This is a genomic window from Pseudomonas sp. RC10 (assembly GCF_038397775.1).
Classification (GTDB): Bacteria; Pseudomonadota; Gammaproteobacteria; order Pseudomonadales; family Pseudomonadaceae; genus Aquipseudomonas; species Aquipseudomonas bambusae.
Genome location: NZ_CP151650.1, coordinates 4,441,076 through 4,466,955 on the forward strand (window position 1 = coordinate 4,441,076; position 25,880 = coordinate 4,466,955).

24 protein-coding genes are annotated in these 25,880 nt (G+C 61.3%); 10 read left to right on the forward strand and 14 right to left on the reverse strand.

Annotated features, from left to right (window positions below):
- The first annotated feature begins 10 nt into the window (after positions 1 to 10).
- Positions 11 to 697 carry a YoaK family protein gene (locus AAEO81_RS20340; RefSeq protein ID WP_341958752.1) on the forward strand — a complete coding sequence of 229 codons (687 nt, stop codon included), beginning with the start codon at positions 11 to 13 and terminating at the stop codon, positions 695 to 697.
- 52 nt (positions 698 to 749) lie between these two features.
- On the opposite strand, the gene AAEO81_RS20345 is transcribed toward AAEO81_RS20340, so the two are convergent.
- Both AAEO81_RS20345 and AAEO81_RS20350 read right to left on the reverse strand, forming a co-directional pair.
- Entirely contained in the window at positions 750 to 2,471 is a 1,722-nt protein-coding gene (locus AAEO81_RS20345; RefSeq protein ID WP_341958753.1) for a diguanylate cyclase, read from the reverse strand.
- Positions 2,468 to 3,508 (reverse strand): extracellular solute-binding protein, encoded by a 1,041-nt coding sequence (locus AAEO81_RS20350; RefSeq protein WP_341958754.1) that lies wholly within the window; start codon positions 3,506 to 3,508, stop codon positions 2,468 to 2,470. Before AAEO81_RS20350 ends, AAEO81_RS20345 begins: the two co-directional genes overlap by 4 nt.
- 166 nt (positions 3,509 to 3,674) lie before the next feature.
- On the opposite strand from AAEO81_RS20350, the gene AAEO81_RS20355 reads away from it, so the two are divergent.
- On the forward strand, positions 3,675 to 4,040 hold the full coding sequence (locus AAEO81_RS20355; protein ID WP_341958755.1) for a glyoxalase superfamily protein: 366 nt from the start codon (positions 3,675 to 3,677) through the stop codon (positions 4,038 to 4,040).
- Positions 4,041 to 4,068: 28 nt separating this feature from the next.
- On the opposite strand, the gene AAEO81_RS20360 is transcribed toward AAEO81_RS20355, so the two are convergent.
- A complete protein-coding gene (locus tag AAEO81_RS20360) occupies positions 4,069 to 4,587 on the reverse strand; it encodes a GNAT family N-acetyltransferase (RefSeq protein WP_341958756.1) in 519 nt (172 codons plus the stop codon).
- A gap of 373 nt (positions 4,588 to 4,960) precedes the next feature.
- Positions 4,961 to 6,976, reverse strand: a complete 2,016-nt coding sequence (uvrB, locus tag AAEO81_RS20365) for an excinuclease ABC subunit UvrB (protein ID WP_341958757.1) — start codon at positions 6,974 to 6,976, stop codon at positions 4,961 to 4,963.
- Positions 6,977 to 7,315: 339 nt separating this feature from the next.
- Between uvrB and AAEO81_RS20370 the strand changes: the two genes are divergently transcribed.
- The 3 genes from AAEO81_RS20370 (at position 7,316) to AAEO81_RS20380 (ending at position 10,566) form a co-directional block, all read left to right on the forward strand.
- Positions 7,316 to 8,512 (forward strand): amino acid aminotransferase, encoded by a 1,197-nt coding sequence (locus AAEO81_RS20370; RefSeq protein WP_341958758.1) that lies wholly within the window; start codon positions 7,316 to 7,318, stop codon positions 8,510 to 8,512.
- 222 nt (positions 8,513 to 8,734) lie between these two features.
- Positions 8,735 to 9,487: a response regulator gene (locus AAEO81_RS20375; protein WP_166598582.1), complete on the forward strand. Its 753-nt coding sequence runs from the start codon at positions 8,735 to 8,737 to the stop codon at positions 9,485 to 9,487.
- Complete coding sequence (locus AAEO81_RS20380) at positions 9,484 to 10,566, forward strand: HAMP domain-containing sensor histidine kinase (protein ID WP_341958759.1); 1,083 nt, start codon at positions 9,484 to 9,486, stop codon at positions 10,564 to 10,566. Before AAEO81_RS20375 ends, AAEO81_RS20380 begins: the two co-directional genes overlap by 4 nt.
- A gap of 292 nt (positions 10,567 to 10,858) precedes the next feature.
- Here AAEO81_RS20380 and AAEO81_RS20385 read toward each other — a convergent pair whose 3' ends face one another.
- The 8 genes from AAEO81_RS20385 to AAEO81_RS20420 form a co-directional block, all read right to left on the reverse strand.
- Entirely contained in the window at positions 10,859 to 11,911 is a 1,053-nt protein-coding gene (locus AAEO81_RS20385; protein WP_341958760.1) for an AI-2E family transporter, read from the reverse strand.
- 98 nt (positions 11,912 to 12,009) lie between these two features.
- Positions 12,010 to 12,825 (reverse strand): DUF4892 domain-containing protein, encoded by an 816-nt coding sequence (locus tag AAEO81_RS20390; protein WP_341958761.1) that lies wholly within the window; start codon positions 12,823 to 12,825, stop codon positions 12,010 to 12,012.
- A gap of 150 nt (positions 12,826 to 12,975) precedes the next feature.
- On the reverse strand, positions 12,976 to 13,830 hold the full coding sequence (locus AAEO81_RS20395) for an alpha/beta hydrolase (protein WP_341958762.1): 855 nt from the start codon (positions 13,828 to 13,830) through the stop codon (positions 12,976 to 12,978).
- A complete protein-coding gene (locus AAEO81_RS20400) occupies positions 13,827 to 14,660 on the reverse strand; it encodes an alpha/beta hydrolase (RefSeq protein ID WP_341958763.1) in 834 nt (277 codons plus the stop codon). The genes AAEO81_RS20395 and AAEO81_RS20400 overlap by 4 nt, the downstream gene beginning before the upstream one ends.
- Positions 14,661 to 14,772: 112 nt before the next feature.
- Positions 14,773 to 15,216, reverse strand: coding sequence for a hotdog fold thioesterase (locus tag AAEO81_RS20405; protein ID WP_341958764.1), 444 nt, complete (start codon positions 15,214 to 15,216; stop codon positions 14,773 to 14,775).
- A gap of 184 nt (positions 15,217 to 15,400) precedes the next feature.
- A complete protein-coding gene (gene sixA / locus AAEO81_RS20410; protein ID WP_341958765.1) occupies positions 15,401 to 15,859 on the reverse strand; it encodes a phosphohistidine phosphatase SixA in 459 nt (152 codons plus the stop codon).
- Positions 15,856 to 16,200 (reverse strand): DUF4389 domain-containing protein, encoded by a 345-nt coding sequence (locus AAEO81_RS20415; protein WP_341958766.1) that lies wholly within the window; start codon positions 16,198 to 16,200, stop codon positions 15,856 to 15,858. The genes sixA and AAEO81_RS20415 overlap by 4 nt, the downstream gene beginning before the upstream one ends.
- Positions 16,201 to 16,237: 37 nt before the next feature.
- Positions 16,238 to 17,263 carry an NAD(P)H-dependent glycerol-3-phosphate dehydrogenase gene (locus tag AAEO81_RS20420; protein ID WP_341958767.1) on the reverse strand — a complete coding sequence of 342 codons (1,026 nt, stop codon included), beginning with the start codon at positions 17,261 to 17,263 and terminating at the stop codon, positions 16,238 to 16,240.
- 293 nt (positions 17,264 to 17,556) lie between these two features.
- On the opposite strand from AAEO81_RS20420, the gene AAEO81_RS20425 reads away from it, so the two are divergent.
- The 4 genes from AAEO81_RS20425 (at position 17,557) to AAEO81_RS20440 (ending at position 22,479) form a co-directional block, all read left to right on the forward strand.
- The gene (locus tag AAEO81_RS20425; RefSeq protein ID WP_341958768.1) at positions 17,557 to 19,482 is read left to right on the forward strand and encodes a response regulator; all 1,926 of its coding nucleotides are present in this window, start codon (positions 17,557 to 17,559) and stop codon (positions 19,480 to 19,482) included.
- Between the two features lie 212 nt (positions 19,483 to 19,694).
- A complete protein-coding gene (fabA, locus tag AAEO81_RS20430) occupies positions 19,695 to 20,210 on the forward strand; it encodes a 3-hydroxyacyl-[acyl-carrier-protein] dehydratase FabA (protein ID WP_166598593.1) in 516 nt (171 codons plus the stop codon).
- Between the two features lie 10 nt (positions 20,211 to 20,220).
- Positions 20,221 to 21,477 (forward strand): beta-ketoacyl-ACP synthase I, encoded by a 1,257-nt coding sequence (gene fabB / locus AAEO81_RS20435; RefSeq protein ID WP_341958769.1) that lies wholly within the window; start codon positions 20,221 to 20,223, stop codon positions 21,475 to 21,477.
- A 126-nt stretch (positions 21,478 to 21,603) separates the two neighbouring features.
- Positions 21,604 to 22,479 (forward strand): pirin family protein, encoded by an 876-nt coding sequence (locus AAEO81_RS20440; protein ID WP_341964580.1) that lies wholly within the window; start codon positions 21,604 to 21,606, stop codon positions 22,477 to 22,479.
- Between the two features lie 62 nt (positions 22,480 to 22,541).
- Here the strand turns inward: AAEO81_RS20440 and AAEO81_RS20445 are convergent, their stop codons facing one another.
- Positions 22,542 to 23,273 carry a dienelactone hydrolase family protein gene (locus AAEO81_RS20445; protein WP_341958770.1) on the reverse strand — a complete coding sequence of 244 codons (732 nt, stop codon included), beginning with the start codon at positions 23,271 to 23,273 and terminating at the stop codon, positions 22,542 to 22,544.
- 77 nt (positions 23,274 to 23,350) lie between these two features.
- Positions 23,351 to 25,255 carry a molecular chaperone HtpG gene (htpG, locus tag AAEO81_RS20450; RefSeq protein ID WP_341958771.1) on the reverse strand — a complete coding sequence of 635 codons (1,905 nt, stop codon included), beginning with the start codon at positions 25,253 to 25,255 and terminating at the stop codon, positions 23,351 to 23,353.
- Positions 25,256 to 25,583: 328 nt separating this feature from the next.
- Between htpG and AAEO81_RS20455 the strand changes: the two genes are divergently transcribed.
- A complete protein-coding gene (locus tag AAEO81_RS20455) occupies positions 25,584 to 25,838 on the forward strand; it encodes a hypothetical protein (RefSeq protein WP_166598597.1) in 255 nt (84 codons plus the stop codon).
- The last annotated feature ends 42 nt before the right edge of the window (positions 25,839 to 25,880 follow it).

Genomic DNA, 25,880 nt, shown 5'->3' on the forward strand with positions numbered 1-25,880 from the left:
GAGCTTTTCCATGCCCACCCTCCACCGCTCCATGGCCCCGGCCCTCAGCTTTAACGGCGGTTTCGTCGACACCATCGGCTTTCTCGCATTGCAGGGCCTGTTCACCGCGCATGTCACCGGCAACTTCGTGACCCTCGGCGTGAGCATCGTTCACGGCACGTCGGGGGCGCTGGCCAAACTGCTGGCGTTGCCCGTGTTCGCGGTGGTGGTGGGCCTGACCCACCTCGCGGCGGTCTCGATCCACCGTCGCGGGCTGACGCCGTTGCGTCCCTTGCTCATCCTGCACACGCTGTTGCTGGCGCTGTTCGGTGTGCTTGCCATTGGCCTGGGGCCGTTCAACGACGGGGACAGCAGCGCCGCGCTGATCACCGGCATGGTCGGCGTGGCGGCCATGGCGATCCAGAACGCCATCTCCCGCCAGCACCTCAATGGCGCTCCGCCCACCACGCTGATGACCGGTAACGTTACACAGGGTGCCATCGACGTGTTCGCCTTGATCGGCTTGCGTGACGAAACACAGCGTGCCGCGATCAAGCAGCGCTTGAAACCAATTGGCTGGAATCTGCTGGGGTTCACGCTGGGCTGCATCGGCGCGGCGTTGCTGTACCTCGCCGTGGGGCTGTGGTGTCTGGGACTGCCGATTCTGGTGGCGATCTGGACCTGCGTACGGACCTTCGGCAGCAGCGATTCTGTGTAGCGGAACGACGGATTGCCCCCGGTGACCGAGAACGTCGCCGGGGCAAATCGCGTCAGTCTCCGCCCAACACCTCGAACGAATACCGGTTGCGCCCCGCACTTTTGGCCCGGTACATCGCGTGGTCGGCGTGTTGAATCAATGTCCCGATGTCGTCGCCATCCCGTGGGAACAGGCTGACGCCCATGCTGGCGTGGATTTTCACCCGATGCCCTTCGATAAACAGCGGCAACTGGAAGCACTGGTGCAGTTTTTCCAGCAGCCCGATGATTTTCTGCGGGTCCTTGAGGTCACTGAAACACATCACGAATTCATCACCGCCCAGACGCGCGACACAGTCGGCCCCCTCGCTGGATGAGGTCAACAGTTTGGCCACGGCCTGCAACACCAGATCGCCAAAACGGTGGCCGTGCTCGTCGTTGATTTCCTTGAAGTGGTCCAGATCGACAAACACCAGCGCCATTTTCCGGTCGTTCACCCGCGCTGCGACCAACGCCTGCTCCAGTCGCTCGAAACACATGCGCCGATTCGGCAGTTCAGTCAGCGGGTCATGCCGGGCCAGGTGTTCAAACGCCGCGCGGCTGCTGGTCAGGTCACCAAGCTGGGTGAGGATTTCCTGTTTCATCGCATGAAAACGGTGAGCCAACACGCCCAATTCGTCCGCCCGAGGCGGCAGTTCGCTGATCTTGCGCTCCCGGGAAAACAACTCCACGGCATCGGTCATGCTGCGCAACGGCCGAATCAAAGCCCGGGACGCGATCACCGCCGCCAACAGCGCCAGCACGCTGAACAGCAGCGCAATCTGCATGATGCTGGTGCCCGCCCGCGAGGTCTGTGCTAGCACGTGGCTCTGCGGCTGGCCAAGCCCCAGCACCACAAAGGGGGCCGAGGCGGCATTGTCGGACAGCTTGACGAAGGCGGCGACCAGCTTGTCGCGCCGATCACCTTCCACGCTGCGACCGATCAACGCCGTCGGCCCGGTGTCGGCCAACAGACGGGACACTTCGGGAAACTCATCCTGCAAAAACAGACGACGTCCCTGATCGAAACCGAACGTGCGTCGATGGTCAGGATGCACCAGCAGATCGCCCCAACGGTTGCTCAGGTACACCTGATATTCCTTCGGCAGATCGCCCTGCAACTGTGTGAACAACTGATCCAGATCGACGTTGATCACCAGCAGCGCAAACACCTTGCCGTCGGCGTTTGCCACCGGTGTCGACACATGCAACGTCGGCTTGCCGAGGCCCGAATGCGCGCCCTGCTCGTGGTTAATGACGATGGGGGAAATCCGCACCTCGCCCACCGGCATGTGAAGCGCCTCGAAAACGTAGCCGTAATGCCCCTTCTCTTGCAGGTCCGCGCCCTCGACCCTGACGATATTCGACCCGTCGCGGTCCTGCCGCACCAGCTCAAGCCCGTGGTCGGTGGTGCTGATCAGACGAATCTGCATGTAGTCGGGGTGGGCCAGCAGCATCGCCCGGAACGACTCGGCCAGGTTGTCCTGCACGGTCGTGCGCAGTGCCGGGTCTTGGATCGCATCCAGGTCATGAACCTGCGGGCCATTGGTCAACACCTGGGCGTCCAGCGAAATGTTACGCAGGCTGGCGTGCAAGTTGCGCCCCAGCACTTGTACCGAGGTCAGCAAGTCGCGCTCGGCCGCCTGCAGCAGCAGGTCCCGGCTGCTGTGGTAAATGTAATAACCCGCCAGCCCTGTCGGCAGCATGCCGAACAGCGCCATTAAACAGCCCAGCTTGAACGCTATGCCGAACCTCATCGCGATTCCCCCAACGGCGGCCGTTCGCCGGACACGATGCGTTGCCATAACGCCGCTCGCCGCTGGTCGTCCTCTACCGGGCGCAGCCAGATGAGACGGTTCAACGGGCTGGCGTCCTTGGGTTCCTGCAAGGTGTTGGAAAGGTCCTGACGCTCGGTGATGACGCGGCTGACCTCAGGTTCAAGCATGTAATTGATCCACGCCGCCGCCAGTACCGGGTCCCGCGCCCCGCTGCTGATGGCCCAGCAATCGAGCCACGCCAGCGCGCCCTCGCTGGGCACGACGTAGCCGACATCGGCGCCGTCGTCGCGCAGCTGTTTGAGTTGCTGACGACCGTAATTGGCAAATATCAACGCCACGGAATGGCTGCGGAACAACTCGGCAGCCTCTTCCGGCAGGGCATAGAACGTCAGCACATTGCGGCGCAAGGCGATCAGTTTGTCGGTGACCCGCGGAAAATCTTCCGGTGAAATCTGAAAAGGGTCACCGCCCAAGGCCAGGCTCGCGATGGAGAAATTGTGATTACTGGTGTTGAACGCCAGCACTCGCCCCTGAAATCGCGGGTCCCACATGCTGGTGATCGAGTCCGGCGGCTGGCTGAATTGCTTGCGGTCGTAAATCAGCCCCATGTCAGACCACAGGTAGGGGATGGCATACGTCTGGCCCTTCACGATGATGTCGGGCAGCCGGGAATAATCTCGAAAACGCGGCAACTGACGCGCTGTGTTGGCGATCCGTTCCGGGTGCACGGGCTGCAGCAGGCCCAGATTCGCGTAGTTATGAATCTCGGCCGTGTTGGCCGCGATGACGTCAAAATCGCCGCCGTTGTTTTCCGCCAATTTGCTGCGCAGCACTTCGTCGCTGCCTACCAGCGTGACCTCGACCTTCACTTTGAAGCGCTTTTCGAACACGCTTACCAGATCGCTGTCGGCATAACCCGGCCAGGCCAGAACGCGCAGCGTTTGCTCGGCGCCGTTGGCGTGCAAGGACGCGAACAGGCAGCAGCACATCAACCACAAAGGGCACAGGAATTTCATGGACGATGCCCGGAAGCGGTAATAACGGCACTATACATATGGCAATGTGCCGTTGCTTGGCAACCTGTTTGCGCAAACACCGCTGTCTGTCGGAAAGTCGACGCTGGCCTGGCGCACCGATTGGGCTAGACTCGCCCCTCTTCAACCTTCAAGGAAGCAGGGTGTCATGCAGATTTCAGGGGCCATTCCGCTGTTGCGGATCTTTTCCGAAGAACAGGCCAAGGCGTTTTACGTCGACTTTCTCGGCTTTCAGATTGAATGGGAGCATCGCTTCGAAGACGACCTCCCGCTGTATGCCCAAATCCGTCGAGGCGATCTGGTGATTCACCTGACCGGCCACCATGGCGACGCCACGCCGGGTTCGACGGTCTTCGTGCCGGTGAACGACATAGACAGCCTTCACGCCGAACTCAACGCCAAACGCTACAAACACGCCCGACCAGGCATTCAGGAACAAGGCTGGGGCAAAGTGATGGAAATCGCCGACCCGTTTGGCAATCGCTTGCGATTTTGCGAGTTGAGCGAAGACTGACGCCTTCCACCGTCGCAGCCCGGTTGCTTCAGGCCGGGCGCATCGACCGATACACCAGGCTCGGCGCCTGCCCCGGGACGTCGTCGAGGGTATCGATGCGCTGCATGCCAACCTTCTCCAGCACGCGGATCGACGCATGGTGCAGGGGTCTGACCACCGCGTAGACCTCGGGCACTCGTAGCTCAACGAACCCGAACGCCAGCGCCGCCTGACTGAGTTCGGTGGCGAACCCCTTCCCCCAGGCCTTGGGGCCGAAGCGATAGCCCAGATTCAACCGCAGAACGTCGCCATAGCGACGGGCATCGAGGCCGCCGAAGCCGATCACTTCATCAGGAAACTCACACGTGCAGATCGCCCATTGCCCATAGCCCTTTTCCTCCCAGTGAGCCAGCCAACCGTCGAGCAGGGATTGCGCCTGATCAAGCTGGGTCAGAGGTCCGAAAGGGTTGAACTGGTGAGTCGCCGGGTCGCCGTAGATGGCGAACAGGCTGGCGACGTCGTCGCGGGTGGGCGGTCTGAGGATCAAGCGTTCGGTGGTTCGTTGCATCGATGGGGGCCTTTCTTGTTTTCAGTCGGTTGAACGCGCGCATCCCTGCTGTAGGGGCGGGTGCATTCCGGATGGCATTCCGATGACTAGCCGGTACAGGCGACAAATCCCTGTCGCCTGTACGATTTTTCGCGAATGAATTCGCTCCTACAGATGATTAACGGTTATCCAGTCACGACGCGTTCAGGCTGGTAATCCATTCCCCCTGTAGGAGCGAATTCATTCGCGAGACGACGGTAAATCTGGCGAGGAAGTGGCAGGCATACCGACCCTTCGTCGGTACAACCCACACATCTTCATCGTCTGAACCCTATTTCCCGAATGAATTCGCTCCTACAGGTGATCGCCGTTTAGCCAATAGCCATGCGGTGAATCAAACCGCCAATAACCGCTCACGCAATTTGGTGATTTCGTCGCGCATCTGTGCGGCGGCTTCGAATTCCAGGTCGCGGGCGAGCTGATACATCTTCTCTTCCAGCTGACGAATGCGTTTGGTGATTTCGCTCGGTGAGCGCAGTTCGGCCTCGTACTTGGCGTTTTCTTCGGCGGCCTTGGCCATGCCTTTGCGCTTCTTGCTGCGCGAGCCTGGCACGGTGGCGCCTTCCATGATGTCGGCAACGTCCTTGAACACGCCTTTCGGGGTGATACCGTTGGCCAGGTTGAACGCAATCTGCTTGTCACGACGGCGCTCGGTCTCGCCAATCGCCCGTTCCATGGAGCCGGTGATGTTGTCGGCGTAGAGAATCGCCCGGCCATTCAGGTTCCGCGCCGCCCGGCCAATGGTCTGAATCAGCGAGCGTTCGGAACGCAGGAAGCCTTCTTTGTCAGCGTCGAGAATCGCCACCAGCGACACTTCCGGCATGTCCAGGCCTTCGCGCAACAGGTTGATCCCCACCAACACGTCGAAAGTGCCCAAACGCAGGTCGCGGATGATCTCGACCCGCTCCACCGTGTCGATGTCCGAGTGCAGATAGCGCACACGCACGCCGTGGTCGGCCAGGTAATCGGTGAGGTCTTCGGACATGCGCTTGGTCAGCGTCGTGACCAGCACCCGCTCTTCCACCGCCACACGTTTGTGAATCTCGGACAGCAGATCGTCGACCTGAGTCAACGCCGGGCGAATCTCGATCTGCGGGTCCACCAGACCGGTCGGGCGCACCACCTGTTCGACCGTACGGCCAGCGTGCTCGCCTTCGTACGGGCCGGGGGTCGCCGAGACGAAAATGGTCTGCGGACTGACACCTTCCCATTCATCGAAGCGCATGGGCCGGTTGTCCAGCGCCGACGGCAGTCGGAAGCCGTATTCCACCAGCGTTTCCTTGCGCGAACGGTCGCCTTTGTACATCGCGCCGACCTGAGGCACGCTGACGTGGGATTCGTCGATCACTAGCAGCGCGTCGGCCGGGAGGTAGTCGTAGAGGGTCGGCGGCGGCGCCCCGGCGGGACGGCCCGACAGGTAGCGCGAGTAGTTCTCGATGCCGTTGCAGTAGCCGAGTTCGAGGATCATTTCCAGGTCGAACCGAGTGCGCTGCTCCAGCCGCTGCGCTTCCACCAGTTTGTTCGCGCCGCGCAAATATTCCAGACGTTCCTGCAACTCGACCTTGATCCCTTCCATCGCGTCCAGCAGCGTTTCGCGCGGGGTCACGTAGTGGCTTTTCGGGTAGAAGGTGAAACGCGGCAACTTGCGGATCACCTCGCCGGTCAACGGGTCGAAGGCCGACAGGCTCTCGACCTCATCGTCGAACAGCTCGATGCGGATGGCTTCCAGGTCCGATTCCGCCGGGAAGATATCAATCACGTCGCCGCGCACGCGGAAGGTCGCACGGGCGAAGTCCATGTCATTGCGGGTGTATTGCAAGTCGGCGAGACGGCGCAGCAAGGCGCGCTGGTCCATTTTGTCGCCGCGATCGACGTGCAGCACCATCCGCAAGTAAGTTTCCGGGCTGCCCAGGCCGTAGATGCACGACACCGTGGTGACGATGATCGCGTCCTTGCGCTCCAGCAGCGCCTTGGTCGCGGACAAACGCATCTGCTCGATGTGGTCGTTGATCGACGCATCCTTCTCGATGAAGGTGTCCGACGACGGCACGTAGGCTTCGGGCTGGTAGTAGTCGTAATAAGAAACGAAGTATTCGACAGCGTTGTTCGGAAAAAACGCCTTGAACTCTCCATACAGCTGCGCAGCCAGGGTCTTGTTCGGGGCGAGGACCATGGTCGGGCGCTGCACTTGCTGAATGACGTTGGCGATGCTGAAGGTCTTGCCTGAGCCGGTCACCCCGAGCAGGGTCTGGTGCGACAAACCGGCGTCGATGCCTTCTACTAACTGACGAATCGCCTCCGGCTGATCACCGGCCGGCTCAAAACGGGTAACGAGCTGAAACTCGGACATGACGTACCTCTGTGTTCGCCCTCGCTCGCAGGTAGATTCGGAGCCAGGGCGTAATGAGCGCGGACGACTGATCTCGCCGGGAGAAAAGACGTACATGAAGGTGTGTGATGGGACTACAAATGGAGTCGCCAACGCCAGCTTTCAAGCCATCATCAGGACATTAGTCCGCGCCACATGACTAATGGTCGAAAATAATCGGAAAAACCGGGAAAAAACCACCCCCGGCCTGTCGCCCCCGCCCGCGATGCTCTCTATACTGACTCCCCGTTTGCGCACCGCTCTAGTGCATTCGGCCGGAGCGATGCAATCCATTCACTCCCATTCAGAGCCCCTGCAAAAATGAGCCTGTTTTCCGCTGTCGAAATGGCACCACGCGATCCTATCCTGGGCCTCAACGAAGCATTCAACGCCGATACCCGTACCACCAAGGTCAACTTGGGTGTGGGCGTTTACAGCAACGAAGAAGGGAAAATTCCGCTGCTGCGTGCCGTTGCCGAAGCAGAGGAAATTCGCGTCGCTCAACACGTCCCGCGTGGCTACCTGCCGATTGACGGCATCGCCGCCTACGACAAGGCCGTGCAAACCCTGCTGTTCGGTGCCGAGTCCCCATTGCTGGCCTCGGGCCGCGTCGTGACTGTGCAAGCCGTCGGCGGCACGGGCGCCCTGAAAATCGGTGCTGACTTCCTCAAGCAGCTGTCGCCAAACACCGTTGTGGCCATCAGCGACCCGAGCTGGGAAAACCACCGCGCGCTGTTCGAAACTGCCGGTTTCCCGGTGCAGAACTACCGCTACTACGACGCCGCGACCCACGACGTGAACCGCGCAGGCATGCTGGAAGACCTGCAGAACCTGCCGTCCGGCTCCATCGTTGTGCTGCACGCCTGCTGCCACAACCCGACCGGCGTGGACCTGACCCTCGAAGACTGGAAAAAAGTCCTCGACGTTCTGAAAGCCAAGGGCCACGTGCCGTTCCTCGACATGGCCTATCAGGGCTTTGGCGACGGCATCGACGAAGACGCCGCCGCCGTGCGTCTGTTCGCCGATTCCGGCCTGACCTTCTTCGCCTCCAGCTCGTTCTCCAAGTCGTTCTCGCTGTATGGCGAGCGTGTCGGCGCGCTGTCCATCGTCACCGATTCGCAAGAAGAGACCTCGCGCGTACTGTCGCAAGTCAAGCGTGTCATCCGCACCAACTACTCCAACCCGCCGACCCACGGCGCGACCATCGTCGCCGCAGTGCTGAACAACCCTGAGTTGCGTCAGAAGTGGGAAGACGAGCTGGCTGAAATGCGTGTGCGGATCAAAGGCATGCGCGAAGAAATGACCCAACGTCTGGCGAACAACGCTGCGGGTCAGGACTTCAGCTTCGTGGCGCGCCAGCGTGGCATGTTCTCGTACTCGGGCCTGACCACACCGCAGGTGCATCGTCTGCGCAATGAGTTCGGCATCTATGCCCTGGACACCGGTCGCATCTGCGTGGCAGCGTTGAACAAGCGCAACATTGAAGCCGTGACCCAAGCGATTCTCGCGGTCATCTGATCGTGAAACGCCCCCTCTTTTAGCGGCCCGGCCGGGCGGCTAAAAGGGGGATTGGCGTGACGCCTCCCCATCACAACCGCTTGTAGCTTTCCTGATACATTCACGACAACCCGCCGACACCTCAGCCGCTCACCCTTCCGCCCCGCTCGCCTGCGAAGTAGCATGGCAGCGTCGTTCCTCATTTCGCGGCCCTTCCCGGCGGCATCACATGGCGGCAGCAACATGCACACGACCCCTGACAGCAACACCGCCACCGCACCGGCTGAAGAGCGGCGCTGGAACACTCGCGCCCTGATCGTCGATGACGACGTGCCAATCCGCGAGCTGCTGTGCGACTACCTCGCCCGCTTCAATATCCAGAGCACCGGTGTCACCGACGGCAACGCCATGCGTCAGGCGCTGGCTGAAGAAACCTACGACGTCGTGGTCCTTGACCTGATGCTTCCCGGTGAAGACGGCCTGTCCCTCTGCCGCTGGCTGCGCGGTTCGTCGGACATCCCGATCCTGATGCTGACCGCCCGTTGCGAACCCACCGACCGCATCATCGGCCTGGAACTGGGCGCCGACGACTACATGGCCAAGCCGTTCGAGCCCCGGGAACTGGTGGCGCGTATCCAGACCATCCTGCGCCGCGTCCGGGACGACCGCACCGAAGAGCGCACTACTTTGCGCTTCGACAACTGGCGCCTGAACAGCGTCCTGCGCCAACTGACGGCCCCTGATGGCCTGGTGGTGCCGCTGTCCAACGCCGAATTCCGCCTGCTGCGCGTGTTTCTTGAACGTCCGCGTCGGGTGCTCAATCGCGAGCAACTGCTGGACGCCGCCCGAGGCCGCTCCATCGAAGCGTTCGATCGCAGCATCGATTTGTTGGTATCGCGTCTGCGGCAGAAGCTCGGCGACGACCCGAAATCCCCGCAACTGATCAAGACCGTACGCGGCGAAGGCTATATGTTCGACGCCAGGGAGATTGGTTGATCCGCTCGGCTGACACCCTCTTCGCCCGGCTGTTCGGCGGCGCGGTGCTGGCGATCATCCTCGCGCACCTGTTGGCGTTCATCTGGTTTCACCATTACGGTCCGGCCATGCCGCCCCCGCCGTCGGCCTATCAGAACGCCCACCCCGCCGAACCGTCCGGGGAAAGCAGCGAATTGTCCTCGGCCCTTAACGCCCTGCGCCCGCCGCCGCCCCCTCCGGGACGCCCACCGTTTCTGGGCATTCCGCTGATTCCGCTGTTTTTTCAACTGGTGACGCTGGTGATTGCCGCGTGGTTCGGCGCCAAGGCCCTGAGTCGGCCGGTGCAGCGCATCAGCGACGCCGCCGAACGCCTGAGCGAAAACCTCGACAGCCCGCCGCTGGCCATCACTGGCCCTCGCGAAGCCCGGCAGGCCGCCGCCACGTTCAACCTGATGCAGGAGCGGATTCGCGATCAGGTGCAGCAACGGGGCCGCATGCTGGCCGCGGTGTCCCACGATTTACGCACCCCCTTGGCGCGGCTGAAATTGCGGGTCGAGCAGATCGAAGAGCCGAAGCTGCACGGTCAGATGACCCAGGACCTGAACGACATGATCGCCATGCTCGACGCGACCCTGACCTACCTGAACGAAGAGCGCACCAGCGAGGCCCTGCAATATTTCGACGTGCAGGCGCTGATCGAATCGTTGACCGAGAACGCGCAGGACAATGGCGATGATGTCGAGGCGAGCGGCACCTGCAAGCCGCTGAAGTCCCAACCGATGGCCCTGCGCTCGTGCCTGCACAACCTGATCGACAATGCCTTGCGCTACGCCGGACACGCACGGGTGATGATTGAGGATTCCACCGAACGGCTGCGCATTAGGGTCGTCGACCAAGGCCCCGGCATTCCGGAAAACTTGCGCGAAGCAGTGTTCGAACCCTTCTACCGCGTCGAGGGCTCGCGCAACCGCAACTCCGGTGGCGTCGGCATCGGCATGACCATCGCCCGCGAAGCTGCCCGCCGCATGGGCGGTGATCTGCGTCTGGAAGAAACGCCGGGGGGCGGCCTGACGGCGGTCGTCGATCTGCCAAGGGTTTAAATTTTTAAGGCGATTGTTATACCCTGTGGGCGCGAATTCATTCGCGAACCGAGGGTACAGCCGACACATAGCGGCCGGATGTGCTGGCCCTCGCGAATGAATTCGCTCCTACAGACCCATCCGTGCCAAGCCGTGGGCTCTGAGGCGAGATCGAACTCCTGTAGGAGCGAATTCATTCGCGAAAAATAGACCAGCCGATGGAGATATGTCGCCTGGCCCAACGCCTCGGAAAATGCCCGATCACTACCGCCAGACCCAAGCCCGGCGGCGGTTTCGTTGAAACCTCAGCGCCTTACTTGGGCAACTGGCGAGACCGGCTGTCCGCCACCCAATCCAGCAACAGGCTATACGCCACGGCCAACAAGGTCGGCCCGATGAACAGGCCGATGAAGCCGAACGCCAGCAAGCCGCCGAACACGCCCAAAAGCACGATCACCAACGGCAGGTTGCCGCCTCGGCTGATCAAGTACGGCTTGAGCACGTTATCCACGCCACTGACGATGAACGTGCCCCACAGCCCAAGGAAAATCGCCATTCCGTATTCGCCCTTCCATGCCAGCCAGGCGGTGGCGGGAATCCAGATCAGAGGCGGCCCCATCGGCACAAGGCTCAGCAAGAACGTGCCGATCCCCAGCACCAACGCCCCCGGCACACCTGCGATGAGGAAGCCGATCAACGCCAGAATCGCCTGGGCCGCTGCCGTGCCGATCACCCCGTTGACCACCCGCTGCACCGTGCCCGCCACCAGATCGACGTAATACTGCGCCTTGTCGCCGATCAGCCGCTCCAGCAGGCTCAACACGAACGCCGCCAGTCGCGGGCCGTCGCGGTAGAAAAAGAACACGAAGACAATACTCAGCGTCAGTTCAAGAATGCCGCCGCCGATCTGCGCACTGCGGGCCAGCAGCCAATTGCCGACCTGCCCCAGATACGGCTTGATGCTCGCCAAGAGCGCCGCGCCCTGCTGATCGATGGTGTTCCAGTAACCGACCAGCCGTTCCCCCACGAACGGGACGCTGACCAGCCACGTCGGCGGATCGGGCAACCCGTCGACCTGCACATCCTTGATGAACACCGTCGCGTCGCGCACGTGATCGGCGAGGTTAAACCCCAGCCACACCAGCGGCGCGGCCACCAACAGCATCCAGCCGAGGGTCAAGATGGCTGCCGCCAATGACTCGCGCCCCTTGAGCACACGGGTCAGCAGACGCATCAGCGGCCAACTGGCAAACGCCAGCACCGCGCCCCAGAACAGCGCCGACCAGAACGGCGCCATCACCCACAGGCAGGCGCCTAGCAGCGCCAGCAGCAGGATCTGCACCAACAGGCGATCATTATTGAGCATGGGTTCAGTCCATAGAAAAGAAGTCCGCAGACCTGAGCATAACGGCGAACCTCGCGGCCCGCCTCGTCATGGCGTCATGCCTGGGTGTAGAACGCGCTTCAGCGGATGAGTTCGAGGGTCAGCCCCTGAGTCGGTTTATTGCCAGCCTCCAGACGCGCTGCCCGTACGCCCTTGCCGACCAAGGCTTCGCGCCAGGCCTCGCCTTGGGGACCGGAAATCGTCACACGCAACGTGCTGTCCAGGTTCAGGCCTCTGGACAGCAAGGTGATCCACGGCTCTTTCGGCGCATCGTTGAGCATCGGCAATTCGAGATCGCCGGAGCTTTTCAGTTCGCGTAACAAGGTCGCGGAGGTCGGCAGCAACTCGCCCAACGGCGCACCGGCCTGAAACTCTTCGACATGGAGCATGGCCCGGCGGTTGCCCCGGGTGATGCTGTACAGCGCGACGAGGGTGTCGCTGTCCGGCTTAAGGCGCAACAGCAGATAAGCCTGGCCATTGTCCGCGCCGTACAGTCGGGCATTGCCGAACACTTCGTTGGCCCACAGGCTGCTTTCGCCGCAGTCCCGCGCCTGACACCAGAAGAGCAACTGAGCCCCCTGTTTTTGCAGCGCCTCGCGGGCTTCCGTGAACGCTTGGTCCGCAGAACGCTCGGCGGGGAGTTGATAGGTGACGGAGGTGGTCGTCCCGCGCGCAGCGACCTGCCCGTCGAAACGCAGTTGACCGCTGATCTTGCGAATCGACCCCATGGGGAAGACACGCTCCAGCTCGGACGCCGGTTTGTAGTCAACGATCTCGGCATCGGTGGGGCGAGGCAGATTCGGGAAATCCTGACTGCCCGCGACATCGGCAGCGTGGGCCATCGTCACAGGACCGCTCAGGCATAACAGCAACCCCAGCGCACGGGATAGACGCATAGGGGTTCTCATTGCAGGTGAATCGAAAGGCAAACGAACGCCGCACAGGCGTGCGGCGGTGGGAAAGGTGAACGGGTCGAGCGTGAGCGGTGGTCCATCGTGCAGTCTCCTGTTTCAACCCGCCCAGCCTCGGCAGTTGCGGGTCGCAAGTCAAGAAACGGCGAAGAACCGATTGAAACAGTCTGCAACAGAGGTTGCGCCCCCGTCGTCATTGAGGTGCAGATGGTGGCCACCGGGCAGCACAGTCACCTCGAAAGGCACGCTTTCGAGCAAGGTCTTGTTTTGCGCGAGAATTCCATCTTCGGCCACGATCAACTGCGCAGGACAGCGGATGGCGTTGACGAAAGACATTGCCTGCGGACGTGTCAGACGGATCGGCGACGCCAGGGTCAGGCGGCTGTCGCTGCGCCAGGTATACCCCCCGGGCACCGGCATCAAGCCACGTTGCGCCAACAGTTCGGCGGCTTCGCGACTGACCGCCACTGCGCCTTTCATTCTCGCTTCGACGGCCCGGTCCATCTCGGCGTAGACCGGTTTGCGCTTGCTCGATTGCGTCAGTTGCGCCTGCAATGCCGCGCCCATGCGCTCGGCTGCCGCCTCGGGTTCGCCCAGTGGCGGGATCAGCCCGTCGATCAGCGCCAGTCGGTTGACCCGGTCCGGCAGAGAGCCCGCGACGATCACCGAGACGATGGCGCCCAACGAATGGCCCATCAGCGAGAAAGTGCCCCAACCCATCTGCTGCGCGACCTGCAACACGTCGTGGGCGTAATCCGGCAAACCATAACCGGCACCGGCCGGACGATGATCGGAGTGGCCATGACCCGCCATGTCCAGCGCCAGAATGCGCAGGCCTTTAAGCTTTGGCGCCAGACGGGCGAAGCTGTTGGCGTTGTCCAGCCAGCCGTGCAACGCGATAACCGGCTCGCCGTCCTGCGGGCCAAACAGGTGCGCCGCCAGTTCGATGTGCGGCAGGCTCAGACGGACTTCTTCGACAGAACAGGTCATGCGTGGGCCCGTTGACGAGAGGCCACGTCAAGGGCGGATTGTGCGCGGGCATCCCAGCGGGAAAACAGGCTCTTGAGCATCTGCGCGGTGTCCTCGGGGTGTTCCAGCGGAAACATATGCCCGCCGGGCACCGAAAGATACTCCCCTTCGCGCATGCTTTTCACCGACAACGCATGGTGACGGCGCACCACGTCGCTCTGCTCGCCGCGCACCATCGCCAGCGGCACCCGCAAATGCCGGGCGATGCCAGGACTGGTGTGAGGCACGCTGCGGTAAATGCTCATCTCGATGGCCGGGTCGAAACGCAGCCGCAATTGTTCGCCATGGGGTTGCAGGCCATGAAGCAGGTAGGCCTCGAAACACTCGGGATCGAACCGACGAAACAGCGTCTTGCCCGAGAAATAATGGCGGGCCGCGTCGAGATCGCTGAACACTTCACGACGCCCCAGTGTGCGGCCGGCCGGGGTGATGCGGTCGATGAAACCGAAGCGTTTGGCGGCGCGAATCATCCATTGGTCGAAGCGCGTGAGCACCGGCGAGTCAAGCATCACCACCCCGCGATACAACTCGGGATGGCGCAAGGCCGCGTGGTAGTGCAGCACCCCGCCTAGGGAATGCCCCACGCCCCAGACCGGTTCAGGCTGCGCTTGCAGATGGTGAATCAGCTCATCAACGAGTGTCGTCCAGTTGTCGGTCACCGGAAAACGCGGGTCATGGGCATGCTGCGCCAGATGGGTGATTTCATAGTCATCCCCCAGCGCGGCGAACAATTTGCCGTACGTGGCGGAAGGAAAGCCATTGGCGTGAGCGAAAAAAACGTGTTGGGCCATGCCCGCGCATCCCGAGAACCCTGATCAGGGGGCAATTGTGCGCACCGGCTTCCCGTCACAGCAATGACCGGAAGTGCCATCGGTGATGACAGTCCGGTCAACGGCGCGGAATTCAGCGCGCAGGCGGCTGTTCGCCGAGGGGCACGACCGCCACGGTCAGGCGGGAGATGCAACTGGCCTTGCCGTCGTCGCTGGTCAGGCGGATGTCCCAGACGTGGGTCATGCGACCGATGTGCACCGGGTGGGCCACGGCGGTCACACGACCGCTGCGCAAGCCACGGAGGTGGTTGGCGTTGACCTCGATGCCGACGCAGTAATATTTGCTCGTGTCGATGGCCAGGTAGCTCGCCGAAGAGCCGACGGTTTCCGCCAACACCACCGACGCGCCCCCATGAAGCAGGCCGTAGGGCTGATGCGTGCGATGATCGACCGCCATGCTGGCGGTCAGGGAATGATCGTCGAACGCCTCAAAACGAATGTCCAGCAGCTCACCGATGGTGTTTTTCTGCATGGCATTGAGGGCTTCAAGGTCGGGGATTTCACGCCAAAGGCTCATGGTTTTTCCTTGTTGTTTCATGAAGTCATTCAAGAGGTGAAATCGTTACGCAGACAACAGGTGCGCCTGTAGGAGTGAGCTTGCTCGCGATGCGCTGTGTCAATCACTGCATCCGGCGCAGGTATATCGCTATCGCGAGCAAGCTCACTCCTACAGGGAACGATGACCGGCCCCGATTGCGGCTTCATCCCGGATGCCGAACACCCAGCAGGCTCATCGCCCCGGCCAACGGAAAATCCCCGTCCAGCTGAGCGAGACTGGCGGTGTGCATCGGCTCGGCCTGCTGCAGATTGCCGTGCACCGCCAGACCAATCAACGACCCCACCAGGGGCTGATGACTGACCAGCAGCACGTCGTCCGACGCGTACAGATCCAGATTTTCCAAAACCTTGCGCGGGTCGCTGTCCGGCGTCAACCACGGCACGGTCACCACGGCGTCAGTGAAGCCCAACGCCTGACGCACCAGCTCGGCCGTCTGCTGAGCGCGGACATAAGGGCTGGCGATGATCCAGCGTAGTGGTTGACCCAATAAATGCGCGGCGCTGGTCAGGACTTCTTCCCGGCCGTTGGCGGTCAATTCGCGTTCGGCATCCGTGCGCGCCCGGGACTGGGCCTCGCCGTGACGCAGAATCCACAGATTCATAGCTTGGGTTCCTCGTCTCGCACCGGATGGCTGGCTGCAGGCACGGTGTGCGGCGCTTCGCCTTCGGGCGCACGGGGCGCGGGCCAGTCAGCAAACGGCCAGGGTTTCTGGTCGGTGTGGAACGTGCCAAAGCGGCCGATCTGCGCCAGAAACTGGCTCAGGCTGTCGCCAAACGACATCATGCTCAGGCTTGGCGCTCCGTAAAACAGGCGGTAGGCCAACTGCACCAGCACCACGACGGCGAGCACCAGCTCGGCGACCTGCCACACCACCAGAAACACCACCATCCACAGGATGCGCAGCAGGATCGATTCGTGTTGCTTGAATTTGGATTCGTTCAAGGTGTTCTCCACGGGCCAGAAGCCAAAGGCCGTTGAATCAGTTGAAACCGCTGGTCGAAATGAAATCGACGTCGGTCTTGGGTTCGGCGCGCATCAGCAGTTCGATGACCTGCTCCAGCGTGCGCCCTTCAAAGAGAATCGCATGCAGACCGGCGACCAGCGGCATGTACACCTGCACCTCCTGCGCCTTGGCCTTGAGTACTCTCAGCGTGTTCACGCCCTCGGCCACTTCGCCCAGACGGGTCACGGCCTCATCGAGGCTCAAGCCCTGCCCGAGCGCGAAACCCACCTGATAATTGCGACTTTTCGGCGACGAGCACGTCACGATCAGGTCACCGACCCCCGCCAGCCCCAGGAAAGTCATCGGGTTGGCCCCCTGGCTGACGGCAAACCGGGTCATCTCGGCCAGCGCGCGGGTGATCAACATGCTTTTGGTGTTTTCACCCATGCCCAGGGCGACGGCCATGCCGGAAATGATCGCGTAAACGTTTTTCAGCGCGCCGCCCAGTTCCACGCCAAAACGGTCGGCGCTCGCGTAGACGCGGAAGGTGCGACCGTGCAATGCGGCCTGAACCTGCTGGCAGAGGTCTTCGTCTTCACTCGCAACCACCGTGGCGGTCAGCGCATGCTCGGCGATCTCGCGGGCGAGGTTCGGCCCGGACAGCACGCCAATCCGCGACTTCGGCGCGATGTCTTCGAGGATTTCACTCATCAGCTTGAACGTGTCCGCCTCGATGCCTTTGGTCAGGCTGACCAGCATCTTGCCGGTCAGCAAGTGCACATGGGGCGTCAACACGCTGCGCAAGGCGCTGGAAGGCAACGCCACGAACACCAACTGGCTGGCGCTCAGCACGCTCTGCAGGTCCGTCACCGGCTCCACCGCGTCGAGCACCTTGATGCCCTTGAGATAGCGCGGGTTCTCGCGATTGACGCGAATCGCCTCGGCCTGCTCAGGGTCACGCATCCATTGCAGAACCCGGTGACCGTTCCCGGCCAGCAGATTGGCCACCGCCGTCCCGAAGCTGCCGCCACCCAGAACTGCGATCGGTTGCTGTTGGGTCATAAAAGCATCCATCTAGAGCCATCGAATCTGGCGATGCCAGCATTATACGGAGCGCTGTGCCCGCCACCAGCGGCAAAACACCACGACGCATCACATAAGCCGATGCCCTACTCTTTATGAGGAAATCGCCTACGGCTCGTTTAAGATGCGCGCACCGGATGAAAATTCCACTGCGGCGCCAATGAGCTATCGTTAGGGCGCTTTCCGATGAGATCAGCCCATGACCCCACCCCATTTCCCGATCCCGGCTCCGAACATTCGATGGCGACACGCATGACCACAGGAGTCCGGCCGTGACCTCGCAACGTGGCTGGAACATCAGCACCCGCACGCAGATTCTCAGCCTCGGCCCTGCCCTGCTGCTGACCCTGTTGCTGATCAGTTTCTTTACCGTGGTTCGTATTCAGGACTTGCGTCAGGAGCTGACCCACACCGGACAGTTGATTGCCAATCAGCTTGCCCCAGCGTCCGAGTACGGCGTGATCGTGGGCAACGATGACGTGCTCGAAAGCCTGATGAAAGCCACCATGAACACGCCCCACGTGCGCTTTCTTGAAGTTCAGGACAGCGCCGGGAGGGTGTTGGTACACGTGGAGCAGGCGACCGAGACCCTTCACGCCCAGCAGATTGAAGTCTTTCAGGCGCCTATCCGGTTGCAGCGGATCAAGAACGAAAGCGATCGCCTCGACGATGCCGACGACCTCACCAGCGTGCCGGTCGAGGACTACCTCGGACGCGTGCTGGTGGGCATGTCCAGCGATGCGTTCAACGTACGCGAGCAGGAAATCCTTCTGAAAGCCGGCATCCTCGCGCTGTTCGCCCTGCTGTTTACCTACATCCTGGCGCGGCGCCTGTCACTGAGCCTGTCCCAGCCAATCAGTGCCATGAGCGACGCCGTAAAAGCCATTCAGCATGGCGACTACACCGCGCCGTTGCCGGTGGCGGATGACGCCGAACTGGGCGATCTGGCGCGACACATCAACAACTTGGCGCTGGGGCTGGAGAAAGCCAGCCGCGAACAGAAAAAAGCCATGGACGAGTTGATCCGCACCCGGGAAGAAGCCGAGCGGGCCAACAGCGCAAAATCGGAATTTCTCGCCATGATGAGCCACGAACTGCGCACCCCCATGAATGGTGTGTTGGGCATGCTGCAACTGATGGAAACCACGAAGATGACCGAGGAGCAGGCCGAATACGCGTCCCTCGCCACCGAGTCCACGGAGCACCTGCTGCGGGTCATCAATGACATCCTCGATTTCTCTCGCTTCGAACGTGATGCCCTGGAATTGGAGAACATTTCCTTCGGTCTCGCCGACCTGATCGCCACCTCGGTGCAGGCGTTTGCCCACAACGCCCAACAGCGAGGACTGGCACTGGAGCTCGACTTGTCGTCGGGGCTTGATCTGTTACGGGTCAAGGGCGACCCCACCCGTATCCGGCAGATTCTGGTGAACCTGATCGGCAACGCCCTGAAATTCACCGAATTTGGCAGCGTGCGGATCGAGACCTCATGGCACGAGCAGGACAGCCAGCACATCCTCTTTACCTGCGCCGTGCGTGACAGTGGCATCGGTATCTCAGCGCAATTGCTGGAATCGATGTTCGATGCTTTTCAGCAAGCCGACAACTCGATCTCCCGACGCTACGGCGGCACCGGCCTGGGCCTGCCCATCGCGCGAAACCTGGCCGAGCGCATGGGCGGGTCGCTGGAGGCCGAAAGCAGCGAAGGCATCGGCTCGGTGTTTACCCTGCAAATTCCGTTGCAGCGGGTGCATCAGGAAGAGCCACCCCCGCTGGCTGGCACCGTGGGCGACTTGCCTGCGGAGCGCGACGGCTGCGTCCTGTTGGTCGAAGACAACCCGGTCAATCGCACCGTGGTCGAAGCCATGTTGCGCAGCCTGGGTCTGGAGGTGAGTGTGGCCGGCGATGGCGCCGAAGCGGTCAGTATGGCCAGCAAGGAAAAATACGCGCTGATCCTGATGGATTGCCGCCTGCCGGTGATGGACGGCTATGAAGCGACACGACGGATTCGCGAACTTCCGGGCCTCGACACGCTGCCCATCATCGCGCTGACCGCCAATGCCCGGCACGGCGATCGCGACCTTTGTCTGCAATCCGGCATGAACGATTACCTGGCCAAACCCTTCAAACGTGCTGATTTACAGCAGGTTTTACAGCGCTGGCTGACCATTAAGCCATCTGCGACTGGCGATAAATGATAAATTGCGGCAGTCTTGTGTGCCGTGATCGACCCGCGACAACGCGCGGACGGACAATTTCAGTGCACAGGTGTACATTCATTTCGCCTGTGCTGTGACTTTCACCACAACGCAATAGTCTATGAGTAGGCTGCCAGCGGGGGATCAACCCTCATGGCCAGATTGGGTAAGAACTGCCACACCCTGCCGCACAGGATTATCGAGGAGCTCGCATGACCAAACAAAACGCCTTTACCCGGGAAGACTTGCTGCGCTGCAGTCGCGGTGAGCTGTTCGGCCCAGGTAACGCGCAACTGCCCGCCCCTAACATGCTGATGATGGACCGCATCGTTCATATCAGTGAAGAAGGCGGCAAGTTCGGCAAAGGTGAATTGGTCGCCGAACTGGATATCACTCCAGACCTGTGGTTCTTCGGCTGTCACTTCGAAGGCGATCCGGTGATGCCAGGCTGCCTGGGCCTCGACGCCATGTGGCAACTGGTCGGTTTCTTCCTGGGCTGGCAAGGCCTGCCGGGCCGCGGCCGTGCGCTGGGATCGGGCGAAGTGAAATTCTTCGGCCAGGTCCTGCCGACCGCCAAGAAGGTCACCTACAACATTCACATCAAGCGCGTCCTCAAAGGCAAGCTGAACCTGGCCATCGCTGACGGTTCGGTCAGTGTCGACGGCCGCGAAATCTACACCGCCGAAGGCCTTCGGGTCGGCGTGTTCACCTCCACTGACAATTTCTAAGGGTATTCGCATGCGCCGCGTCGTTATCACTGGTCTGGGCATTGTTTCCTGCTTGGGCAATGACAAAGACACCGTTTCCGCCAACCTGCGTGCAAGCCGCCCTGGCATCCGTTTCAACCCGGAATATGCCGAAATGGGCCTGCGCAGCCAGGTGTCCGGTTCCGTCGATCTGAACGTGCCAGGCGAAGAGCCGGTGTCGGTCGATAAAAACCTTGAGCGATTGATCGACCGCAAGGTTGTCCGCTTCGTCGGCCACGCTGCCGGCTACGCCTATCTGGCGATGCAGGACGCGATCAAGGACTCCGGTCTGACCGAAGAGCAAGTGTCCAACCCGCGCACCGGCCTGATCGCCGGTTCTGGTGGCGCTTCGACCCTGAACCAGATGGAAGCGTTGGACATCCTGCGCGAAAAAGGCGTCAAGCGCGTCGGTCCGTACCGCGTGACCCGCACCATGAGCAGCACCGTTTCGGCCTGCCTGGCGACGCCGTTCAAGATCAAGGGCCTGAACTATTCCATCGCGTCCGCCTGCGCCACCAGCGCGCATTGCATCGGCGCAGCCATGGAACAGATCCAGCTGGGCAAACAGGATGTCGTTTTCGCCGGTGGTGGTGAAGAAGAACACTGGAGCCAATCGTTCCTGTTCGACGCCATGGGCGCCCTGTCGACCAAGCGCAACGAAAGCCCTGAAAAGTCCTCCCGCGCCTACGATGCAGACCGTGACGGTTTTGTGATCGCGGGCGGTGGCGGCATGGTCGTGGTCGAGGAGCTGGAACACGCTCTGGCTCGCGGCGCGAAAATCTACGCGGAACTGGTCGGTTACGGCGCGACCTCCGACGGCTACGACATGGTCGCCCCAAGCGGCGAAGGCGCCATCCGCTGCATGCAGCAAGCGCTGGCCACTGTTGACGGCAAGATCGACTACCTGAACACCCACGGCACTTCGACTCCGGTCGGCGACGTCGCGGAAATGAAAGGCGTGCGTGAAGTGTTCGGCACCGACGCGCCGGCCATCAGCTCCACCAAGAGCCTGTCGGGTCACTCCCTGGGCGCCGCAGGCGTTCACGAAGCGATCTACTGCATGCTGATGATGGAAGGCAACTTCATGGCCGGTTCGGCGAACATCGACGAGCTGGACCCGGCGGTCGCTGACCTGCCGATCCTGACCAAGACCCGTGAAAACACGGAGCTGAACTTGGTCATGAGCAACAGCTTCGGCTTCGGCGGCACTAACGCTACGCTGGTGATGAAGCGCTGGACCGGCAAGTGATTCGAGCCGATCCCCGCATGTGAAAAAGGCGCCTCTCGAGGCGCCTTTTTCATGCACAAGCGCTTCTGCCGAAGCACAGACGATCCAGACGCCACGGTTTATGCTGCGTACTCTGTTGCCACGTTCATCGAGAGCCCTGACATGTTGACCATCACACCCCGCGCAGAAGACGTCGAAGGCCAGCCAATCCTCCGCCCCCTGCCCTCTGCGCAATGCCGCAGCGTCGGCCCCTTCGTGTTTTTTGATCACATGCTGGAAACGACCTACGCGCCCGGCACCGGCATGGACATCCGCCAGCACCCTCACATTGGCTTGTCGACCCTGACTTACCTCTTCGAGGGCGAGGTTCATCACAAGGACAGCCTTGGCAGCGATCAACACGTGAAGCCCGGCGACGTCAGCTGGATGACGGCAGGTCGCGCCATCGCCCACATCGAACGCACCCCGCAGGCGCTGCACGACAGCGGCTCACGCCTGCACGGGCTGCAAGTCTGGCTCGCCTCGCCCAAAGAACATGAGCAGGGTGCCGGCCATTACAGCCATCATCCCGCCGATAGCCTGCCCGTCAGCGACGGCATGGGCATCGCCATCCGGATGATTGCGGGCTCCGGTTTCTGCCTGACCTCGCCCGTCCCCGTACTGTCACCGACGCTGTATGCCGAGCTCACCATGCAGACGGCCACGACCGTGCTGATCCCGGCCGAACATGAGCAGCGGGCGTTGTACGTGATTGAAGGGGACATGGCGCTGGACGGCGAACCGGTGGCGCCTCACACGCTGGTGGTGCTGGAGCCCGGGACCGAGCCGACCCTGTGCGCGAACAGTGAATCCCACGCGGTGCTGATCGGCGGCGCGCCGCTGGATGGGCCACGGCGAATCAACTGGAACTTCGTCGCCAGCGACCCGGCGCTGATCGATCAGGCGCGGGCGAAATGGGCGGCAGGAGATTGGCCAACCGTGCCAGGCGAAGTGGCGCGGATCGAGCTTCCGAAGAGCAGATAAAGGCAGCTGGGAGCTGCAAGCTGCAAGTCGGAGCGGCGCGCATCTGACTTGCAGCTTGAAGCTTAAAGCTGCTGTTGGAAGACTTCATCCAGCAGGTTGTGCATCGCGATAAACGCGCGCTTCGACACGGTCGGGTTGTACATCTGGACGCCCGGGTTGTTAGCGTGCGGATCGGTGAACGAGTGGAACGCGCCGCCGTAACTCAGCAATTGCCAGTCGACGTTGGCCGCATTCATTTCCGCTTCGAACGCAGGCAGCTGCTCTTTCGGCACCAATGGGTCGGACGCGCCGTGCAGCACCAGCACTTTGCCTTTGATGTTCTTGGCATCGGCCGGGTTGGTGGTGTCCAGCGTGCCGTGGAACGACACCGCAGCCTTCAGCGGAGCGCCAGTGCGCGCCAGTTCCAGCGCACAGCAACCGCCGAAGCAGAAGCCGAAGGTCGCCAGACGGCCCGTGTCCACGGTAGCCGTGGATTGAGCGGTCAATTGATCCAACGCGGCCTGCATGCGCTTGTTCAACAGCGTGCGATCAGTCTTCAGCGGTCCCATCGCGGCGATCGCCTGATCGGCATTGGTCGGACGCACGCCCTGCCCGTACAGGTCAGCCAACAACACCACATAACCCTTGCTGGCCACTTGCTTGGCGATCTGCTCGGCGTCTTCGCTGATGCCCATCCAGTTTGGCGCCATGACCAAACCCGGAGCCGCTGTTGCGCCCTCGCTGAACACCAGACGACTTTCGTAATTCTGGCCGTCAATCTGATACACCACGGACTGCACAGTAACGTTGCTCATTGCTGACTCCTGCTTTTGAGAATGTGGGGGAATCAAATGACAAAACCCGCCGAAGCGGGTTTTGACGGGTTTCGACGTTATACCGAAAGCTCGACCAACAGCTTGTTCAAACGGCGCACGTACGCCGCCGGGTCTTTCAAACTGTCACCCGCCGCCAGCGCAGCCTGATCGAACAGGATGTGCGACAACTCGCTGAAGCGGTCTTCGCTCTGTTCGTTGTCCAGCTTGCCGATCAATGGATGAGTCGGGTTGAATTCGAAGATTGGCTTGGAGTCCGGCACTTTCTGGCCGCTGGCTTCCAGGATCTGGCGCATCTGCAGGCCAAGGTCCTGCTCGCCGATGGCCAGAATCGCAGGCGAATCGGTCAGGCGGTGAGAAACGCGCACCTCGCTGACGGCATCACCCAAGGCGGCTTTCAGGCGCTCGATCAAACCTTCCTTGTCCTTGGCGACTTCTTCCTGAGCCTTCTTGTCCTCTTCCGAGTCCAGCTTGCCCAGGTCCAGATCGCCACGGGCGACGTCGACAAAACCCTTGCCGTCGAAGTCGCTCAGGTAGCTCATCAGCCACTCGTCGATTCGGTCGGTCAGCAGCAGCACTTCGATGCCTTTCTTGCGGAAGACTTCCAGGTGCGGGCTGTTCTTGACCTGCGCATAGCTTTCGCCAGTGAGGTAGTAAATCTTGTCCTGACCTTCCTTGGCGCGTGCCAAGTAGTCAGCCAGCGACACGCTCTGCTCGCCAGTCTCGTCGGAGGTCGCGGCGAAACGCAGCAGGCCGGCGATCTTCTCTTTGTTGGCGAAGTCTTCGGCCGGGCCTTCTTTCATTACCTGACCAAAGTTTTTCCAGAAGCCTTTGTATTCTTCCGGCTGGTTCTTCGCCAGTTTTTCCAGCATGTCCAGCACGCGCTTGGTCAGTGCGGACTTCATCGAATCGATGATCGGGTCTTTCTGGAGAATTTCGCGAGACACGTTCAGCGACAGGTCGTTGGAGTCCACCACACCCTTGATGAAGCGCAGGTACAGCGGCAGGAACGACTCGGCCTGATCCATGACGAACACGCGCTGCACGTACAACTTCAGACCACGCGGCGCTTCACGCTGATACAGGTCGAAGGGCGCACGGGCCGGGACGTACAGCAGCGAGTTGTACTCAAGCTTGCCTTCTACCTTGTTGTGGCTCCAGCTCAGCGGGTTCTCGAAGTCGTGGGCGATGTGCTTGTAGAACTCCTGGTATTCCTCGTCCTTCACCTCGGTGCGAGGACGGGTCCACAGGGCGCTGGCGCGGTTGACGGTTTCCCATTCTTCCGCTGGCGCAGGCTCGCCTTCCACGGCGTTCTGCTCTTTCGGCAATTCGATCGGCAGGGCGATGTGGTCGGAGTACTTCTTGATGATGTTGCGCAGACGATAGCCGTCAGCGAATTCGTTTTCGGCCGGTTTGAGGTGCAGCACGATACGGGTGCCACGATCGGCCTTCTCGACGGTCGCCACTTCAAAGTCGCCCTCGCCTTTCGAAGACCAGTGCACGCCTTCGCTGGCAGGTGTGCCGGCACGACGGCTGTACACGTCCACCTTGTCGGCGACGATGAAGGCCGAATAGAAGCCCACGCCGAACTGACCGATCAGGTGCGAGTCCTTCTTCTGATCACCGGTCAGGTTCTTCATGAAATCAGCAGTGCCGGATTTGGCGATGGTACCCAGGTGGGTGATCACATCGTCGCGGTTCATGCCGATGCCGTTGTCTTCGAGGGTGACGGTTTGCGCGTCCTTGTCGAAGCTCACACGGATTTTCAGCTCGGCGCCACCTTCCAGCAACTCCGGACTGGACAGCGCTTCGAAGCGCAGCTTGTCCACGGCGTCGGAGGCGTTGGAAATCAGCTCGCGGAGGAAGATCTCCTTGTTCGAGTACAACGAATGGATCATGAGGTGCAGCAGTTGCTTCACCTCGGTCTGGAAGCCCAGGGTTTCCTTTTGAGTTTCCACACTCATGGTCATCAAACTCCAATCAGTCCATACAAATAGGGATGGCCGTCCAGAGCGTCTGCCGGGGCTGGACGACGGGTTGTCATCAAGGTGGGGGCTGGGCGGGGGATTTCAAGAGCCTGTGAGGCAGGGAATCACAATCTTCACGTGTCATGAGTGAATGGGTTTCTGTGTGAAGCGCCGGGAATAACGCAGCAAAAAAGATTAACCCGCGTGGTGTAGACGCGCCGTAACGTGGCTGAAACAGGCACTCATTAATCCTGCTCAATTATGGAACTAACGTTATAAGCGTGCGTTCGAAGGCTCGTAGATATTCAATAAGGAGAAACACCCCATGCGTAAGACTTTAGCCATTGCCCTCATGCTCTCAGCCACCTTGGGCCTCGCCGCCTGCGACAAAAAATCCGAGGATAAACAACAGGATGCCAACAAGGCAGCCCAGCAGTCTCAAGAGTCGATGCAGAAGGCTCAGGACAAAGTGAACGACGCCGCCAAAGAAAGTCAGGAAGCTGCGCAGAAGAATGCCGAAGCCGCTCAAGAGCGCGCCAAAGAGACCAATCAGCAAACGCCTGCACCAACTAAGCCGTAAGTTCCAAAGTTTCCAAAAAATAAAGCCCGCATTTGGCGGGCT

What these genes read in the sequence shown, in the direction of transcription:
- AAEO81_RS20340 (WP_341958752.1), top strand. Translation starts at nt 11, where the DNA reads ATGCCCACCCTCCACCGCTCCATGGCCCCGGCCCTCAGCTTTAACGGC.
- AAEO81_RS20345 (WP_341958753.1), bottom strand. Translation starts at nt 2,471, where the DNA reads ATGAGGTTCGGCATAGCGTTCAAGCTGGGCTGTTTAATGGCGCTGTTC.
- AAEO81_RS20350 (WP_341958754.1), bottom strand. Translation starts at nt 3,508, where the DNA reads ATGAAATTCCTGTGCCCTTTGTGGTTGATGTGCTGCTGCCTGTTCGCG.
- AAEO81_RS20355 (WP_341958755.1), top strand. Translation starts at nt 3,675, where the DNA reads ATGCAGATTTCAGGGGCCATTCCGCTGTTGCGGATCTTTTCCGAAGAA.
- AAEO81_RS20360 (WP_341958756.1), bottom strand. Translation starts at nt 4,587, where the DNA reads ATGCAACGAACCACCGAACGCTTGATCCTCAGACCGCCCACCCGCGAC.
- uvrB (WP_341958757.1), bottom strand. Translation starts at nt 6,976, where the DNA reads ATGTCCGAGTTTCAGCTCGTTACCCGTTTTGAGCCGGCCGGTGATCAG.
- AAEO81_RS20370 (WP_341958758.1), top strand. Translation starts at nt 7,316, where the DNA reads ATGAGCCTGTTTTCCGCTGTCGAAATGGCACCACGCGATCCTATCCTG.
- AAEO81_RS20375 (WP_166598582.1), top strand. Translation starts at nt 8,735, where the DNA reads ATGCACACGACCCCTGACAGCAACACCGCCACCGCACCGGCTGAAGAG.
- AAEO81_RS20385 (WP_341958760.1), bottom strand. Translation starts at nt 11,911, where the DNA reads ATGCTCAATAATGATCGCCTGTTGGTGCAGATCCTGCTGCTGGCGCTG.
- AAEO81_RS20390 (WP_341958761.1), bottom strand. Translation starts at nt 12,825, where the DNA reads ATGCGTCTATCCCGTGCGCTGGGGTTGCTGTTATGCCTGAGCGGTCCT.
- AAEO81_RS20395 (WP_341958762.1), bottom strand. Translation starts at nt 13,830, where the DNA reads ATGACCTGTTCTGTCGAAGAAGTCCGTCTGAGCCTGCCGCACATCGAA.
- AAEO81_RS20400 (WP_341958763.1), bottom strand. Translation starts at nt 14,660, where the DNA reads ATGGCCCAACACGTTTTTTTCGCTCACGCCAATGGCTTTCCTTCCGCC.
- AAEO81_RS20405 (WP_341958764.1), bottom strand. Translation starts at nt 15,216, where the DNA reads ATGAGCCTTTGGCGTGAAATCCCCGACCTTGAAGCCCTCAATGCCATG.
- sixA (WP_341958765.1), bottom strand. Translation starts at nt 15,859, where the DNA reads ATGAATCTGTGGATTCTGCGTCACGGCGAGGCCCAGTCCCGGGCGCGC.
- AAEO81_RS20420 (WP_341958767.1), bottom strand. Translation starts at nt 17,263, where the DNA reads ATGACCCAACAGCAACCGATCGCAGTTCTGGGTGGCGGCAGCTTCGGG.
- fabA (WP_166598593.1), top strand. Translation starts at nt 19,695, where the DNA reads ATGACCAAACAAAACGCCTTTACCCGGGAAGACTTGCTGCGCTGCAGT.
- fabB (WP_341958769.1), top strand. Translation starts at nt 20,221, where the DNA reads ATGCGCCGCGTCGTTATCACTGGTCTGGGCATTGTTTCCTGCTTGGGC.
- AAEO81_RS20445 (WP_341958770.1), bottom strand. Translation starts at nt 23,273, where the DNA reads ATGAGCAACGTTACTGTGCAGTCCGTGGTGTATCAGATTGACGGCCAG.
- htpG (WP_341958771.1), bottom strand. Translation starts at nt 25,255, where the DNA reads ATGAGTGTGGAAACTCAAAAGGAAACCCTGGGCTTCCAGACCGAGGTG.
- AAEO81_RS20455 (WP_166598597.1), top strand. Translation starts at nt 25,584, where the DNA reads ATGCGTAAGACTTTAGCCATTGCCCTCATGCTCTCAGCCACCTTGGGC.